The organism is Arthrospira sp. PCC 9901, from assembly GCF_059013425.1.
Window position 1 is genome coordinate 3,438,898 of sequence record NZ_CP102296.1, and the last position, 16,064, is coordinate 3,454,961.

Consider the following 16,064-nt stretch of genomic DNA (forward strand, 5'->3'; position numbering starts at 1 on the left):
GTCAATATACCACCGTACAGAACAAAAACTTAACGCGATCGCCCAGTTGTTGTTTTAACTCATCTAGGGAGGCTGCATCACTCACCAAATTCCCGCCTTTTAGGGCTACCCATCTACCTCGGTAGTCCTGGCGGTTTTGGACAACCCAGTTAAAATTCAAAGACATCTCAGGGTTAGGTGGTAAGCGGTGAAACTCCAAGGTTTTCGGTCCAAAAACCTGCATATATCGTTTAATTTTGTCAGAGTTAGGATAAGACTTAAACGCTTCGCCAGCTAAATCTGCGGCTTGATGGAAATTATCCTGACTCAAAGCGCGATCGATGGCGGTAATATATTGCTCAGGTGAGTGATTCATGGGATTTCACAGATAGTTGCGATCGCCGTTAAGAGGGGGTTAGGGGTTTTGTCAGTTCAATTTTCCGGCTTAGGAAGTTCCAGACCCGATAACAGGTCAGGGCGGCGCTGTTGTGTGCGTTGAAGTTGTTGTTCTCGTCGCCATTGTTGAATATCAGCATGATTACCAGAGAGCAAAACATCAGGGACACGCATTCCCCGAAACTGAGCCGGGCGGGTATAGTGGGGATAGTCTAGTAGTCCATCCTCAAAACTCTCCGCCTTGAGGGATTCAACCTTACCCACAGTACCCGGTCGCAGTCGCACCACACCATTAATCAAAGCCAGGGCTGGAATTTCGCCCCCAGTTAGGACGAAATCACCCAAAGACACCTCCCGAGTCACCAGGTGCATAACCCGCTCATCGATGCCTTCGTAGTGTCCACAAATCAACACAAGTTGGTCATAACCAGTAGCCAAATCGCGAAATAGTCCCTGTTGCATAGTTTCCCCCTGGGGGGTCAACATAATCACCTCTCGTCGGGGAAGAGAGGGAAGGGACTCAACCGCCGCAAAAATCGGCTCAGGTTTCAATACCATTCCCACCCCGCCGCCGTATGGTTCATCATCGACTCTTCGGTGCTTGTCCAGGGCAAAATCCCTAGGATTAGTGCAGTAGACCGCCGCGATCTGGCGAGCTATTGCTTTAGCTAGAAGTCCTGACTGTAGAGGGCTAGAGAAAAATTCAGGGAATAGAGTAATAATGTCAAATCGCACGGAACCTCAAACCAAGCCAGTAACTGTATGATTAACCCTCCAGCCACCGTACCTGCTAGGGTAGGTGCTTGTTTCCCAGAATTGCTCCTGAGAGATACCTCGACAGGCAGCAAAACCAGTAGATCTGACGACTGACTGATGCCAACCGTTCCCAGAGTTAGCAGGCTCGGGCAATGCCTGACTTTTACTCTCAATCGGTCGCTTGCTGGGAGCTGATAGAAGCATTGTAGCAAATTGGTACCGACTATGGCTGAAAAAGATGGGCGCGTCATACTTTTAGCCACAGCCATTAGACAACTTGAGCCTTACTGGCAACCAACCAAAAAGATAAAAACAGATGTGATCCGTGAACTGATACATTTACGCGACATTTATCCGGCTATTGCCTGACAATGCGACGATAGCACTATTACCCGTTAAGGTAACAGAGGCGGTATCCCGCAAAGCTTTTAGAAAGATTCCCAAAGCACCGTTCCAGTCCCTGGGTAGAGTGAACCCACACTCAGGACATCGGAACACTTTTGAGCCACCTAGCTGGGAATGCACATGACCACAGTGAGTACAGGTTTTGCTGGTGTATTCTTCCGTCACATCTACAACTGTGGTTCCAGTTATCTCGGCTTGATGTCTCAGGGTTAGTTTGAATCGATAATGCGCCCATGTCAGCATGGCGCGGGCAGTCTTAGACCTGATTAGACGCTTCACCTTGGCAACCATATCGGAAGTCTCGAAGGTGGGCAAAAAAATTAGGCTGTAGTTGTGAGTCAAGTAGTGAGCAATTTGTTTGTGGGCTTCATCCACTAAATTCCGGATTTTAGTTCTCATTCGTTGAGCCGCTTGCCTCATCCGTCGCCTTCTTGAACGACAGGGTTCCTTGGCGATTCGGCTCATCAAATCATCCAAATGTTGACATAACCGAGTGATGCGTCCTATATCTCCGGAGCCCAATTCCAGAAACCGAGAGCCATCAAACCCGGTCATAAAAGTTCGGACGCCCGGGTCTAATGCAATCACGCCAGTAGCGTCAGTTGGGGTAACGGCAACTGGTTCAGGGAAAATCGCAAACCATCGACCTTTGGTAAACACCAACTGAGTCCCTTGCCCGCAAGTTTTAGGGATAGCTTCGGAAACCATGAAAGTTAATCCTTTCGTTAGTCTTGGATACCAACTCCCTGAAGAGAAATTAGTATTATTGAACTTCATCCCTTGAGAGCTGTCACGACAACTTCTAAACCTGGCATCAGGACTGGCGCTCAAAGCCTGATAGGCATCAAAGATGGCATTTTGCCGAATGTGGCAGGGTGTTTCTTTGACCCATTCGGGTAAGTCACTCTGCATCACTTTATTGCGTAACTTTAACTTGCTTAGTCGTTTACCACTCCTAGATAATGCAATTGCTTGGTTGTAGCAATACCGACAAGCAGCCAGCCATTTACGCCAGACTTGATTTAGCTCCGGGCTGGGGTAAATCCGGATCTTCTTTGACCTGAGTTTTGTATTTACTCCGTCGGTATAATCGGGAACTGAAGCAGTGGAGGATGGCGAGGATGTCCTCAACCATTTCTGGTTCTGGACTGAGACTTGTCTGGTTGAGAACCATGAGTGAGCAACTGTTTTGCTCACAGAGCCATCGAAACAAGTCAAATCCCCATATTGCCAATCGGTCTGGGTGGGCAACGACAACCATGCGGACATCTCCTGACAAGACTTGTCCCAGTAAGGCCAGCATTTTCTTTCCCTTTCCCTTGAAGTTGAGCCCGCCTCGGATTTCTGAGACGACTTCTGCTTCGGGGTAGAGGTTGGACAGTGCGGCCACCTGTCGGTTGAGGTCGGACTGCTGGGCGCGGCTACTAACTCTGGCATAGATAACGACTTTGCGTTTGTCACTGCCTGATATGGAATCAGAATATGACTCAACGTTGTATCGTCGTTGCCCAGCGGGGGTTCTGATGGTGTCGATTGAGCCATTGTCGTCCCATCTGCGGAGTGTTCTTTCATGGACTCCAAGGATTTGGGCGGCTTCCTTGGGTTGGACATATCTGGCAATAGGTTTATCCTCAACCCTTCTCGCTTCTTATACCATATTGCCCTAAAATATTAACCTAATTTGAGATTAAATCATGCTCCTTGTTATAAAATCGGGCAGCGGGGCTTGGTGTAACACCCTCGATCCCGAAAATCTGGGAAAGTCCGGTGGGTCTGGTGGGTCTAAAGAATTGTTTAAATCCGTATCAAAATATACTAAAATGCTAATATTTGCGCTAATTTGGTAATTTTTCCTGGCAGCATCTGTGTGCATTTCCGGCAAAAGGAGATTAACCGAGGGTCTGCCAAGCAAATAGAATCTGGTGTGATCACCTTCAAGCCCAAATTTATCCCGATTCCCTGGCAGGATTTAAGTTAAATTGGCTATTAAGCAAATGTTAAGTTCGAGCATCTCTAACTCAAGAGATTGGGGAATCCGGGCAGGTGATGGGGTGAATCGAGAAAGAACCATAACCCATTGGGAAACTAGCCAGATTCTTGGTCAAATTGGGTAAATATCCTCTGGTTAGGGCGATGGTTAGTGTCACTCACCTACAACCGAGGAGGGCAACTTCACAAGACACAAAGTTTTGCTGTCCCCTTTTATGCCAAATTTATGTCAGAAGGCAGTGAAGTAAAACCAGACCCGGAAAAGGGTGGTGGTGCAGAATCTGGAGTCCGCCAAAGAAGCCCACTAAGTTGAATTCATGCCTATCATGAGGAGAACAATATGCAGCAGTTGACATCTCAAGCCCTTGAACAAATGATTAATCAAGAAACTCAAACCTCAATTTTAGTCATTGGAGGAGCAGAAGACAAGGTTCATGGACGTGAGATTCTGCAAACCTTTTTCAGTCGTGCTGGGGGGGAAAATGCCCAACTGGCAATTATTCCATCAGCCTCCAGAGAACCGAGTATTCAAGGGGAACGCTACCAGAAAATTTTTGAGAATATGGGAGCGAAGACCCTGAAAGTATTTGATATTCGGGAACGTCATCACTGTGAAGATCCACAATGGCACGATTATTTAGAGGATTGTACAGGGGTGTTTATGACGGGAGGAGATCAGTTAAGGCTGTACAGTTTGTTGGCAGATACGCCGCTAATGGAGAAAATTCGGGTAGCAGCTAGGGCGGGTAAAATAGCCCTGGCGGGAACCAGTGCCGGGGCAGCGGTGATGAGCCATCACATGATCGCTGGGGGGGGTAGTGGGGAATCTCCTAATCGATCGCTAGTGGATATGGCTACCGGACTGGACATTCTACCGGATTTGATCGTAGACCAACATTTTCAGAATCGCAACCGCTTCTCTCGTCTAATTAGTGCGATCGCCGCCCATCCAGATAAAATGGGGATTGGCATTGATGAGGACACCTGTGCCATGTTTGAAGGAGAAGGGCGAGTGCGGGTAATTGGTAAAGGAACCGTGACCATAATAGATGCGAAAGATCTATCCTATACCAATGTAGCCCAGGCGGGGGCTACTGACCCACTGAGCTTATTTAACCTGCGGGTAAATATTCTCTCCCACGGTGACAGTTATAATATGCGAACCCACACCGCCTTCCCAGCAGCAGCCAGCTTATAGTTCGGATTGCTGTATCATATTCAGGTCGCAAAACTGTTCAATGCGAACAGTTTTGAGGTCTTTGAAGTTTGACATTGAATAACACAGAGACTTGTCACCAAAATAATTCCTGGATCACCCACCGAGACAGATATGAAAATTCTTAGAATCCAAACTCTCAGAGGTCCTAACTACTGGAGTATCAGACGACACAAGCTGATCGTAATGCGTCTTGACCTAGAAGAATTATCAGAACGCTACTCCTCAGATATTCCCGGATTTTATCAAGGTTTAACCTCCGTTTTGCCTAGTTTAGTAGAGCATTGTTGTTCTCCGGGAGTGCGGGGTGGCTTTCTCAGTCGGGTGGAACGGGGAACATTAATGGGTCATATTATCGAACACGTGGCGCTGGAACTGCAACAACTAGCCGGAATGCCTGTGGGGTTTGGTCGGACGCGGGAAACCTCCACTGCGGGAGTGTTTCAAGTGGTCTATGAATACGAAAATGAACAGGCGGGCCGATATGCAGGGCGGGCGGCGGTGCGTCTGTGTCAGAGTATTGCCGAAACTAGCACTTATCCGGCTGAAGAACTCACTCAAGACCTCGAAGATCTCAAGGAATTAAAAGCCCAAGCTGCCCTCGGTCCGAGTACGGAAGCGATCATCAAAGAAGCGGAATTTCGCCATATCCCCTGGATGCAACTAAACGCCCGCTTTATGATCCAGTTTGGTTATGGTGTCAATCAAAAGCGTATCCAAGCTACCCTCACCAGTAGCACTGGTATTTTGGGGGTGGAACTGGCCTGCGATAAGGAAGGCACTAAACAAGTGCTGCGGGATGCGGGGATTCCTGTACCACGGGGGACGGTAATTCGTTACTTTGAAGACCTCAGTGATGCGATCGAGGATGTGGGGGGCTATCCCATTGCTATTAAACCCCTAGATGGCAACCACGGCAGAGGTATTACCCTAGATGTGACTCGTTGGGAAACGGCTCAGACAGCCTATGATGCAGCCAGTGAAGCCTCAAAAACCCGTAGTGTGATTATTGAGCGATTCTACAAAGGTCGAGATCATCGGGTTTTAGTCGTCAATGGTCGGGTGGTAGCAGTTTCGGAAAGGGTCCCCGCCCATGTGGTTGGTAATGGTAAATCCACCATTGAGGAATTAATCGAGGAAACTAACAAAGACCCTCGCCGGGGAGATGGACATGATAACGTCCTCACCAGAATTGTGGTTGATCAAACTGTGCTTTCTATGATTGAGGAAGCCGGATATACTATCGATTCAGTCCTACCAAAGGGGGAAGTTTGCTTTTTGCGCGCTACGGCTAACCTCAGTACGGGGGGCAGTGCTATCGATCGCACTGATGAAGTCCACCCAGAAAATATCTGGCTATTTGCTCGCGTAGCCAAAATTATTGGCCTAGATGTGGCCGGAATTGATGTAGTTACCCCAGATATTTCTAAACCCCTGCGGGAGGTGGATGGGGTGATTGTGGAAGTCAACGCCGCCCCAGGATTTAGAATGCACGTCGCCCCCAGTGAAGGCCTACCGCGTAATGTGGCCGGGGCGGTGATGGATATGCTATTCCCTGGGTCTTCCCCTAGTCGGATTCCCATTCTTTCCCTGACTGGGACTAATGGCAAAACTACCACCACTCGTCTGTTAGCCCACATTATGAAGCAGACGGGTAAAGTGGTTGGTTATACCACCACCGATGGCACTTATATCGGCGATTATATGGCTGAACCGGGGGATAATACGGGACCCCAAAGCGCTCACCTGATCCTCTGTGACCCCACCGTAGAAGTCGCCGTCCTTGAATGTGCGCGGGGGGGAATTTTGCGATCGGGTCTGGGTTTTGATACCTGTGATATTGGTGTCGTCCTCAATGTCGCTGCTGATCACCTGGGTTTGGGAGACATTGATACCATTGAACAAATGGCTAAGGTCAAAAGTGTCGTCGCTGAGGCGGTTAGCGATCGCGGTTATGCTATCCTTAATGCTGATGATCCCCTAGTGGCTGCCATGTCGGAACGGGTGAAGGCTCAAGTGGCTTATTTCTCCATGAATCCCGATAATGAGATTATTCTGCGCCATACCGAAGCCGGAGGATTGGCCGCCGTCTATGAAAATGGCTATCTGTCAATTCTCAAGGGTGATTGGACTCTGCGGATTGAACAGGCGGTAAATGTTCCCCTAACTATGGGCGGTATGGCTCCGTTTATGATTGCTAATGCTTTGGCTGCTTGCGCCGCCGCTTTTGCTCAAGGGGTGAAAATTGAGCATATTCGCACCGCCTTGGCTACTTTCATTGCGTCGGCTGACCAGACTCCTGGACGCATGAATCTCTTTAATATGGGCAGTTATCATGCTTTGATCGATTATGCCCATAATCCCGCTAGTTATGAAGCCTTGTCTGGGTTTGTCAATAACTGGCCGGGGCCTCGGATTGGGGTGGTAGGAGGTCCAGGCGATCGCCGTGATGAAGATTTTGTGACTCTGGGTAAATTGTCCGCTAAGATGTTTGACCGGATTATTGTTAAGGAAGATGATGATACCCGAGGACGACCTCGCGGAGATGCAGCCGTTCTGATTACTCAGGGTATTGAAGAAGTCCTCTCACCCGTTCCCGATCCTAGGGTTAAGTATGAGACTATCCTTAATGAGACAGAGGCTATTAATCTCGCCCTAGAACAGGCTCCCAAGGAGGCTCTGGTGGTAATTTTACCTGAGAGTGTTAATCGGGCGATCGCTTTAATTAAAGCGCGTAATCCCATCCTCGATACCAACCCTGAAGGCGCTAATTTGAGCGCCGCTAATGCCGAAATCAGTTAACAGGGGAGGGGTTCCACTAGGTGCGTCAGGTGACGCACCCCACTACCCTACTATTCACCGAGTAAAACGGCATCTTCTGGAGTCATAAACTCTAACACCTGTTGTCGAATCGCATTTTCCATACGTTTGCGAGATATTCGCTGTTCGGGAATGCGGTTGTCAAACAGAATTTTAGAAATTGTCTGAATACACTCCATAATTTTTTCCGCCTCCGTTTCGTTCATCATTCCCAGCACCGTTGGAGATGGTTGCGGGTCTTCCTGTGGCGGCGTTGGTTCAGTTTTCGCTACCTCACTCTCACTATCAGAGTTAATATGTAGCTTTTGTTGATAGTGATTCGGAATACCCCAGCCGCGCTGTCCGGGGTGTTCATGTCCGAGGCGCTCATTTTCTAAGTATTCAGTCGCCGACTGATACAAAGCCTGTTCACGCCAGTAGGGAACAGTAAAATAGCCGAAGCATTTACGATATTCCTCTGAGTCCACCATATCCGAAACCAGTGCGCCTACACCATGTCGCAGCAGAATATTATCCCAATGGTGGATTTCCTCATCTCCGTGGGGTGTGCGCCCTAAAAAATGCTTACAGGCATTTTCGATAAACTTCAGGTTAGAACTATTTTCGTAGAAATGTTCTAAATAAACAGGTCGCACTACTAAACTTTTCAGGAAGTGGCGGATTCCTAGTTTACCTTTTTTGAAGTCTCTTTCTAAATCCCATAATTGCTTGCGTTCCGATTCGTAGGGCTGACGTTCTAAGACTTGCTGATAGATTTTACTGAGAACAAATGTGCGTTCTTCAACGGACGCATCATGGGTAGTAGTGATGGTTTCATGTAAGGGCATAGTTTCCGCTCCTATTATGCTTGAATAGCATCCAAAAATCACATCAAAAAAACACTAATTAACTTTTAGCACTCGCCGCGCCCCGTTGTACTGTTGCCATCAACTTGGGTGGAATGTCCAAGACTTCCATAATGATATCCATGTAAGGTTTCAGTAGTTGATTGCAAGTGCTGGGAAGTTTCTCCTGCATGGTTTCTTCCAAGCAGTGATAGGCTTTGAGACAGGCGACGTTCCTCTGATAGGCAGACAGAATATTAGCTAACCACAGCATCAAAGATTCCCGAAAATAGCGGGGGTCATCCCGTAACATAGCCACCGACATTAAGCAAATCGCCATGTTCATATCGTAAATACAGCGCTTGGAGTGTTGCTGCATTACTTCCGGGTGAATTAGCATAAACTTTTTCAAGGCAATCTTGATAAGTTCCGGTGATTTCGCCCGCATAATTTCATAGGTTTTTGTCCGCGCCGGGAGGGTTTGAATATATTGATGAAAAGGTTTTAGTTCTGCGTCGCTTAGATAACGCCCATCTGCCTGGATCATTAACTCTTCCCATGCCAAATTAATTGTCGGCATTTTTGTTATCCTCTCACTCTGAATCGGCTATTGACTGTACACTTACCATTGTATACTGTCTTTTTAGAAGTTTGATGCTGACCCCAGACAAAAATCAACAAAACTCAGCAATTCGACATTATGGATAAATCATGCACATTGTGGCAGTTTTGTCAAGTGCGGAGAAGCGATCGCCACTGGTAAACTGCTACATCCCCCACTGATTCAGGGTCAATATGAGTGGGATTACCTATTTAGTGATTTAGTTGGGTAGAATGGGAGTGATGGGAATGTGCCACAATGGAACAGAGGGGCGGCGATCATGGGTCAGGGGTAGTACAGCCATTAGGAAATAGATAATCACTGCTAGATTAAATGATATCCCCCTGGTGAGGTCGTCAGTAGTGATAGCCTCGTTCTTTCCTTTCTATTTCAGCAATATTGGGAGAAAAACTATGAATATTACCAATCTTAAATATTGGTCTGTAGGCACAGCAGCGTTAGGCATTCTCGCTCTGCATAGTGTCGCACCCAGTCTAGCTCAGTATTACCCCTACTATAGCTTTTTTAACCCCATGTCTTCCTACTACGAGTCAGAAGACGATTTAGGGTTAGCAGAGGTTATAGGTAAACAGGACCGCTTGAGGACACTGGGAAAAGCCTTACAGGAAAGTGGTTTTAGCCAAAAACTCAAGGGGCAAACTTACACGATTTTAGCACCAACAGACGCAGCTTTTGCCAGTCTGCCGCCTGAAATTGGCGATCGCCTTTTAATGCCAGAAAATCGGGAAATCCTGCGAGAGATTTTAAACTATCACGTTGTAGCTGGTCGCATCACCCAGCAGCAGGTAGAATCCGGGGAAATCATGACTCTGCAAGGGAACACTATTCGCATTAGTGGCAACCCCAGAGACCAAAAACTAATGCTTAACGAGGCTAACGCTGATCAGTTACCAATTCCCGGTCCTAATGATAGTGTAATTGTAGTGATTGATCGAGTTTTGTTACCCCCCGGACTCGTTCCCCTAGGAGTCCAAAACACAGACCCCCCTCAGATACCAACTAACCCGATATCAACTAATGATAATTCCTCTAACCAGGCTATGGTCAACCCTCCCCCAGTTTCCCGAACTCAGTTTATCTGTGAACAAGGGCCAGACGGTTTACCTACCACCTATGCAGTCACACCCAGAGGAAGGGTCCCTGTGATTAAATGGTATTCGGACTATTTCAGTGGTTCTGGCTATACCTCTGAACAACGCTGTCGGGAAGTTTCCGCGCGCTTCCAAAACTTTTACAGTTTGGGTTGGTTAAATTACATTACCCACGGCATAGTTAATCGCCAAAATGTCGTATGTGTGGCTAGTGATAATGGCATTCCCTGTGCAGGCGATCGCGTTTTATTCACTCTCAAACCCGGCTCAGACCCTGTGACTACTGTACAACAGCTTTTTAATGTTCGTGCCGGAGCCAGTAGTCCCCTATTTGAAAGCGAAGACGACAGCGGCGTGTATATTGACTTTAACAATTTTCTGGAAGCCACCCCAGTAGAAGGCACATCTACTCCCGTCACCCCGTCTACTCCCGTCACCCCAGGAAATAATCCCCCTTCTGATGGACAAATTTGGTAGTCGTGAAGACCGAGGCACAGAAAACCGAAATTTCTAGTGATATTTTGTGCTTAAATTACAGCCTGTTCAGAAATCATCTGATCACCTCTCAAAGTCCCTCTCCCTCTCTGGGAGAGGGATTTAGGGTGAGGGCAATGTATTAAGCGACTGGTGAACAAGCTGTATCCCTAAAATTATGGGGCAATAAAGTGAACCCAAAAATTGCCATCTGGGAGGCACAGCCGCCGGATTAAAGAGTAAGAATAGGTGAGATATGCGCCACTTAAATCAGTACGATATCCACTAGAGAACCATTCGCCATAGGGGTCGTGAACTATGAACCCAGAGCTATTATAACCTACTACTGGCATGATGTGACCAAAGGATGTAAAATAACCATGAATTACCGTGGGTTTTCCTTCCGCCAACCATTCTTTCACATCATCAATAGTCGCGTTAGTGGTGAAGTAGTCCTTACAGCCATACTCTCGGACAATTTTGGCTAAATCTTGGGGACTGTGGCGGCTATAGCCCTTATTGAGAGCATATTCATATAACTCATCTTCAAATTGACCATAACTAACCCGACGACGAGCCTGATAATAGCTGAGACACATAGCGATCGAGGTAACATTACATGATCCCGTAGGATTAAACCAGTTATCGAGTTGAGAAAAATAGGGAAAGTTCCGCAGTCTAACTTCCGTGGGTAATGACTTAGGATAAACTAACTTTTTTTCCTGATATATTTCCGCGTGTTTCTCAAAAACATACCAGACTGATTGCTGTTTAAAAGTTTCACTTCTGAGAGCAACTCTGACGTGATTTCTGTGGGGTTCAAAGGCTAATAACTGAAATTCTTGCCCGGCTTTCGCACCTTGTTTTTCCGATTCATTTAATTGGGCAGAATCAACGGGTCTCAGCTTCAGAATTGTATCCCTAGTGATTTTCAGGATGGGTATATCTGTGCGAATATCCTCTGGTTTCGTGGTCAGTAATTTTTGGGCTGTGATAGTTCCCAAAAAACCGCTTTCCCGACATTCTAACAACGTTTGAAAACGGTGCATAGCCGCATTGGACTTGGGGCCATAAATGCCATCGACAGGGGGATCAAGTAAATTAAAACTCACCAAAATATTTTGAATCTGACGGGTGAGTTCTTCATCTTCGGTGATATCTTTCACATCGTAACGTTTATCTGTATTGACGATATCCTGGAGTTTCATCGTGGGTGTTTATCTCAAATGGGATAGTAGGGTTATGGCCATCTTTGGGGTCTAGATCAAATTAATCATAACATCAAACCCAGAGTCTTGATAATAGTTCAGCCTAGGTGGTTGAGAGGAACTAGACCACCTAGGCTATTAATTGCTATAGTTTCACCGGGCCGACATAACCTCAGCTATAATCGCGCAACATCTTGCGAATTTCGATGCTGTGTAGTTCTTCCTGACCAATCATAGTGCGAGCATACTCTTCTAGGTAAATACTGGCATTTTCTACGGTTTCCAGTAGTTCTTTATACAGGGATAGAGCTTTTTTCTCATGGTTGAGACTTTCCGCCAATAAATCCTGTACCGAATGCTGATAAGTTTCCTCAATGGGAGCAATTCTTTGGCTGGGATGTCCTTCTAATCCTGTGAGAATTTCCCCGGCTTGTTGAGCATGGGTGAGGGACTCAGTAGCTTGAGCTTGAAAAAACTGCACAATGGGTAAACGATTGGGTCCGGTCACCATTAAGGAATAGTGAGTGTATCGAACCACCCCAGCTAACTCAAATTCCATGATGGAGTTAAGTAGCTCAATGGTTTTGTCCTGGTCAAGGTCTCTCATAATTTTCTATTAGTCTGTGAATCCCGCTTGACATCCTTCCGCCGTGAAAGGGACTGGGTTTGATAACTTCCCCAACCCCCATCATTACCATAACGATTATAGGACATTATGGCACGAGTTAACATTTGCTGCTAGTAGGTTGAGATGGCATTAGGGATATTCAGCTTAATTTATACCATGAAAAACGAAATTTGTCAAGGGGTAAATGGAAAAAATTAATCAAGGTCTGAGTGGTTAAGCAGTCCCATTTAGGGAACCTGTAAAACTTTCCTAAATGCCGGAAATAAATATAGGTGCGTTAATCGACAATTATTGACCCTTAAACATCTTTCAAGATAACCTGAACCCACCCAGGAACTTATTTGCCCCCTAGGCAGATAATTCTATAGTGGCAGCAATAATTAATAATCACATAATTGATAAATATGCCCCCCATGGGCATTGTCAAATCAGACAATTTATGGTTATGGAAAATCTGAGTGGTTTTAGGTATAATGTTGGTGGCAAACCCGACCATTGGTGTAATATGAACAAACAGTTAGGCAGATTAGGCAATATATTATTGTTGAGTACGATCGCATTATGTGCTTGTGCTGACACCGATAACCTACAGAGTCAAACATCAGAAACCCCTCCCTCGGAAACCACTGCTATACAGCCAGGGTCTGCGGAAATTGGGACTATGGAATTTCGCGCCAATGGAGAAGATTTTATCCGGGAAGGTTTCGTGAGTAAAGATGGTTGGGAACTAGCATTTAATCATGTTTATGTAACCTTGGCGAATGCCCAAGCATATCAAACTTTAATCCCCTATAATCCTGATGCGGGAGTAGAAATTAAAGCCCAACAAATCATTAGTTTAGTAGAATTTAAAACCGTAGATTTAGCAGCAAAAGATGAGAGCGCAGAAACGATTTTAGTTAATGAAGTACCCGCACCACCAGGGCGCTATAATGCGATTTCGTGGCAAATGGTTCCGGCGGTAGATGGTATGGCTGCCGGTTATTCATTGATGCTAGTGGGGACAGCCTCAAAAGATGGTCTAACTGTACCATTTAACCTGAGATTTAATCAAGAAATGGCGTTTAGTTGTGGTGATTATGTAGGAGAAGAACGTAAAGGTATTTTGCAGCCAGGGAGTCGCGCCAACCTAGAAGCAACGTTTCATTTTGATCACTTATTTGGAGACGGAGAAGCCCAAGCGGAGGACGAGATTAACACTGGTGCATTAGGCTTTGAACCCCTAGCAGCGATCGCCACTTCAGAGGGTGTAGATGCCAATTTAGATACACTCAGAGAACAACTAGCGGAGGAGGACTATCAAAGAATCATGGAAATTTTACCGAATTTAGCCCATGTGGGTGAGGGTCACTGCGCCGAAAAGCAGATGCAAAGAGATTGATAAACTCCCACGGAATTAGGGCAAATTATCAATTACTTATTGTTGAATAATCAGGAGGATTTAATGAACTGGAAACTTTGTATATCCCTACTATTTTGGACGATCGCCATACCGGAATCAGCGATCGCCCATGGAGTAACAGTCCAATCTCAAACTACCTCAGCCATCAAAATTAACGCCACCTATGACTCAGGGACACCCATGGTTAACGCCGAGGTGAGAATTTACACCCCCCAAGACCCAACCACCCCTTGGCTGACCGGAAACACGGACGAAAAGGGTCACTTTGTCTTCATTCCCGACCACGATAATAGTGGTTTGTGGGAAGCCACCGTCCGTCAAGCCGGACATGGGGCGTTAATTGCGATTCCCGTGAGTCCCCCAGGGGAAGAGGTATCCGACAGCGCCGAAAATGCGATCGCCTCCAATTCCGCATCAAACCCTGTACAGAAATGGGTAGCCGCCGCCGCCGTAATTTGGGGATTTATCGGCACCGCCCTATTTTTTACCCGATTCAAACCCTCTGATGAGACGGGAGACAACAGCCCCCATATAACCTCTCAAGAATCCCAAAACTAACCCAGCATCAAACCTCACAAATATCATTAACTTATGCACATTTCCGAGGGTATTATTCCCGCGCAAATTTGTCTGGCTGGTTATGGAATCACCGGTTTATTAACCTGGTATTCTCTGCGTCAAATCAACCGACAAGCCAACCCCACCGCCAACATTCCCAAAGCCTCCCTTTTAACCGCCGCCTTTTTCGTCGCTTCCTCCATACATATCCCCATCCCTCCCGCCAGTGTTCATCTAGTCTTAAATGGTCTACTGGGAGCGATTTTAGGAGATTATGCTTTTCCGGCTATTTTAATCGGCTTAATATTCCAGGCGATTATCTTCGGACATGGGGGATTAACCACCCTGGGAATTAATGCGATAATTATGGGGATTCCAGCTATAATAGCCGCCGTAATTTTTCAAAGTAGACATCGATTTAGTCAGCGCCTGAAACCTACCATCAGCCTAAATTTATTCGGGTTTTTAGCAGGTGCGTCTAGTGTAGGTTTCTCCACCATCTTATTTTTGACCATCCTGATTACCAATCTTCCCTATAGCCTGGAAAGTGAAGCCGAAAAAGCTGCCATTATCGCCCTAATTATCGCCCATATTCCTCTAATGTTTATTGAGGGAGTATTTACCGCCATGGTGGTTAATTTTCTGAATCGAGTCAAGCCAGAATTATTAACCCAATAACCCCTATTACAACTTGTTTACCAGTCGCTTAATACATTTCCCTCACCCTAAATCCCCCAGTCGCTTAATACATTTCCCTCACCCTAAATCCCCCAGTCGCTTAATACATTTCCCTCACCCTAAATCTGGATCCCAGAGAGGAGAGGGACTTTGAGATGTGATCAGATGATTTCTGAAGAGACTGTATTGATGGGGGAGTCTGAATAATCCCCCTTAACTCACCCTTCCTAAACCGGAGAGATTAACCATGAAATTTAGGATAGATGAGTATGCTAATCTCGATTCATTTATTCATAGATGGAACCCCCAATCAAAACTAATTGGATTGGGAATCTTAATGTTTGCTTTTGCTAATGTTAAACAACTCTGGCTAGTCCCCCCCATGTTGCTAGTCACATTAACATTATACACCATATCCAAACTGCCGCTATCCTTTTTAGGCGATCGCCTACAATATCCCGGACTGTTTATCTTGGGGGTAGTTGGCTTATTGCCATTTATTTCCGGTCAGACCGTCTTATGGTCTTGGGGTCCCCTGATTATTCGCCAGGAGGGAAGTCTAGCCGTCTTGCTAATTGCTAGTAGATTTTTAGCCATTTTCACCACCGGAGTTGTCTTGCTAGGGACCTGTTCATTTATCACCCTAATTAAAGCCATGCGATCGCTTGGTTTATCCCCCATTTTAGCCGATATGTTATTAATATCCTACCGATATATATTTGAACTCAGCCATCAGTTGCAAATGATGAAACGCGCCACCATATTAAGAGGATTTCAACCCCACCAATTCAGTCGTCGCAATTTGCAGATTTACGCAGCCTTAGCCGGGAGTTTATTAATTCGTAGTTATCAACAGTCGGAACAGGTCTATAAAGCCATGCAATTGCGAGGTTATGGCATCCCCGAAAAAACCCATAAACCGTGGGAGTTTTTGACAGACTTGCCTAGTGCGATCGCCCTGGGAATCAGTTTAATTTTAGCCACCCTATTTGTCACCCTTTCCACCATCTCCACTTAA

The 16,064-nt window shown here is 46.2% G+C and carries 15 protein-coding genes; 7 read left to right on the forward strand and 8 right to left on the reverse strand.

Going from position 1 to position 16,064, the window contains the following annotated elements:
* Position 1: 1 nt before the first annotated feature.
* The 4 genes from NLZ44_RS15005 to NLZ44_RS15020 form a co-directional block, all read right to left on the reverse strand.
* Positions 2–355 (reverse strand): hypothetical protein, encoded by a 354-nt coding sequence (locus NLZ44_RS15005; protein WP_493750311.1) that lies wholly within the window; start codon positions 353–355, stop codon positions 2–4.
* A gap of 56 nt (positions 356–411) precedes the next feature.
* A complete protein-coding gene (gene trmD, locus NLZ44_RS15010; protein ID WP_493750312.1) occupies positions 412–1,110 on the reverse strand; it encodes a tRNA (guanosine(37)-N1)-methyltransferase TrmD in 699 nt (232 codons plus the stop codon).
* Positions 1,111–1,470: 360 nt separating this feature from the next.
* Positions 1,471–2,586 carry an RNA-guided endonuclease InsQ/TnpB family protein gene (locus NLZ44_RS15015; RefSeq protein ID WP_493753006.1) on the reverse strand — a complete coding sequence of 372 codons (1,116 nt, stop codon included), beginning with the start codon at positions 2,584–2,586 and terminating at the stop codon, positions 1,471–1,473.
* Positions 2,543–3,157 (reverse strand): IS607 family transposase, encoded by a 615-nt coding sequence (locus NLZ44_RS15020; protein WP_493753007.1) that lies wholly within the window; start codon positions 3,155–3,157, stop codon positions 2,543–2,545. The genes NLZ44_RS15015 and NLZ44_RS15020 overlap by 44 nt, the downstream gene beginning before the upstream one ends.
* A 708-nt stretch (positions 3,158–3,865) precedes the next feature.
* On the opposite strand from NLZ44_RS15020, the gene NLZ44_RS15025 reads away from it, so the two are divergent.
* Together NLZ44_RS15025 and cphA are read left to right on the forward strand one after the other, a co-directional pair.
* Positions 3,866–4,723 carry a cyanophycinase gene (locus tag NLZ44_RS15025; RefSeq protein WP_493750313.1) on the forward strand — a complete coding sequence of 286 codons (858 nt, stop codon included), beginning with the start codon at positions 3,866–3,868 and terminating at the stop codon, positions 4,721–4,723.
* Between the two features lie 132 nt (positions 4,724–4,855).
* Entirely contained in the window at positions 4,856–7,543 is a 2,688-nt protein-coding gene (gene cphA, locus NLZ44_RS15030) for a cyanophycin synthetase (RefSeq protein WP_493750314.1), read from the forward strand.
* Between the two features lie 50 nt (positions 7,544–7,593).
* Here the strand turns inward: cphA and NLZ44_RS15035 are convergent, their stop codons facing one another.
* Together NLZ44_RS15035 and NLZ44_RS15040 are read right to left on the reverse strand one after the other, a co-directional pair.
* Positions 7,594–8,388, reverse strand: a complete 795-nt coding sequence (locus NLZ44_RS15035; RefSeq protein ID WP_493750315.1) for a phycobilisome rod-core linker polypeptide — start codon at positions 8,386–8,388, stop codon at positions 7,594–7,596.
* A 58-nt stretch (positions 8,389–8,446) separates the two neighbouring features.
* Positions 8,447–8,965, reverse strand: coding sequence for a globin family protein (locus tag NLZ44_RS15040; RefSeq protein WP_493750316.1), 519 nt, complete (start codon positions 8,963–8,965; stop codon positions 8,447–8,449).
* A gap of 434 nt (positions 8,966–9,399) precedes the next feature.
* On the opposite strand from NLZ44_RS15040, the gene NLZ44_RS15045 reads away from it, so the two are divergent.
* A complete protein-coding gene (locus tag NLZ44_RS15045; protein WP_493750317.1) occupies positions 9,400–10,575 on the forward strand; it encodes a COP23 domain-containing protein in 1,176 nt (391 codons plus the stop codon).
* Between the two features lie 173 nt (positions 10,576–10,748).
* Here NLZ44_RS15045 and NLZ44_RS15050 read toward each other — a convergent pair whose 3' ends face one another.
* Positions 10,749–11,780: a C39 family peptidase gene (locus NLZ44_RS15050; RefSeq protein WP_493750318.1), complete on the reverse strand. Its 1,032-nt coding sequence runs from the start codon at positions 11,778–11,780 to the stop codon at positions 10,749–10,751.
* 172 nt (positions 11,781–11,952) lie between these two features.
* Positions 11,953–12,387 carry a ferritin-like domain-containing protein gene (locus tag NLZ44_RS15055; RefSeq protein ID WP_006618925.1) on the reverse strand — a complete coding sequence of 145 codons (435 nt, stop codon included), beginning with the start codon at positions 12,385–12,387 and terminating at the stop codon, positions 11,953–11,955.
* A gap of 460 nt (positions 12,388–12,847) precedes the next feature.
* Between NLZ44_RS15055 and NLZ44_RS15060 the strand changes: the two genes are divergently transcribed.
* The 4 genes from NLZ44_RS15060 to cbiQ all read left to right on the forward strand — a co-directional run bounded on the left by NLZ44_RS15060 (position 12,848) and on the right by cbiQ (position 16,064).
* Positions 12,848–13,789: a hypothetical protein gene (locus tag NLZ44_RS15060; RefSeq protein WP_493750319.1), complete on the forward strand. Its 942-nt coding sequence runs from the start codon at positions 12,848–12,850 to the stop codon at positions 13,787–13,789.
* A gap of 63 nt (positions 13,790–13,852) precedes the next feature.
* Entirely contained in the window at positions 13,853–14,368 is a 516-nt protein-coding gene (locus NLZ44_RS15065; RefSeq protein ID WP_493750320.1) for a carboxypeptidase regulatory-like domain-containing protein, read from the forward strand.
* A gap of 33 nt (positions 14,369–14,401) precedes the next feature.
* On the forward strand, positions 14,402–15,046 hold the full coding sequence (gene cbiM / locus NLZ44_RS15070; RefSeq protein WP_493750321.1) for a cobalt transporter CbiM: 645 nt from the start codon (positions 14,402–14,404) through the stop codon (positions 15,044–15,046).
* Between the two features lie 247 nt (positions 15,047–15,293).
* On the forward strand, positions 15,294–16,064 hold the full coding sequence (cbiQ, locus tag NLZ44_RS15075; protein WP_493750322.1) for a cobalt ECF transporter T component CbiQ: 771 nt from the start codon (positions 15,294–15,296) through the stop codon (positions 16,062–16,064).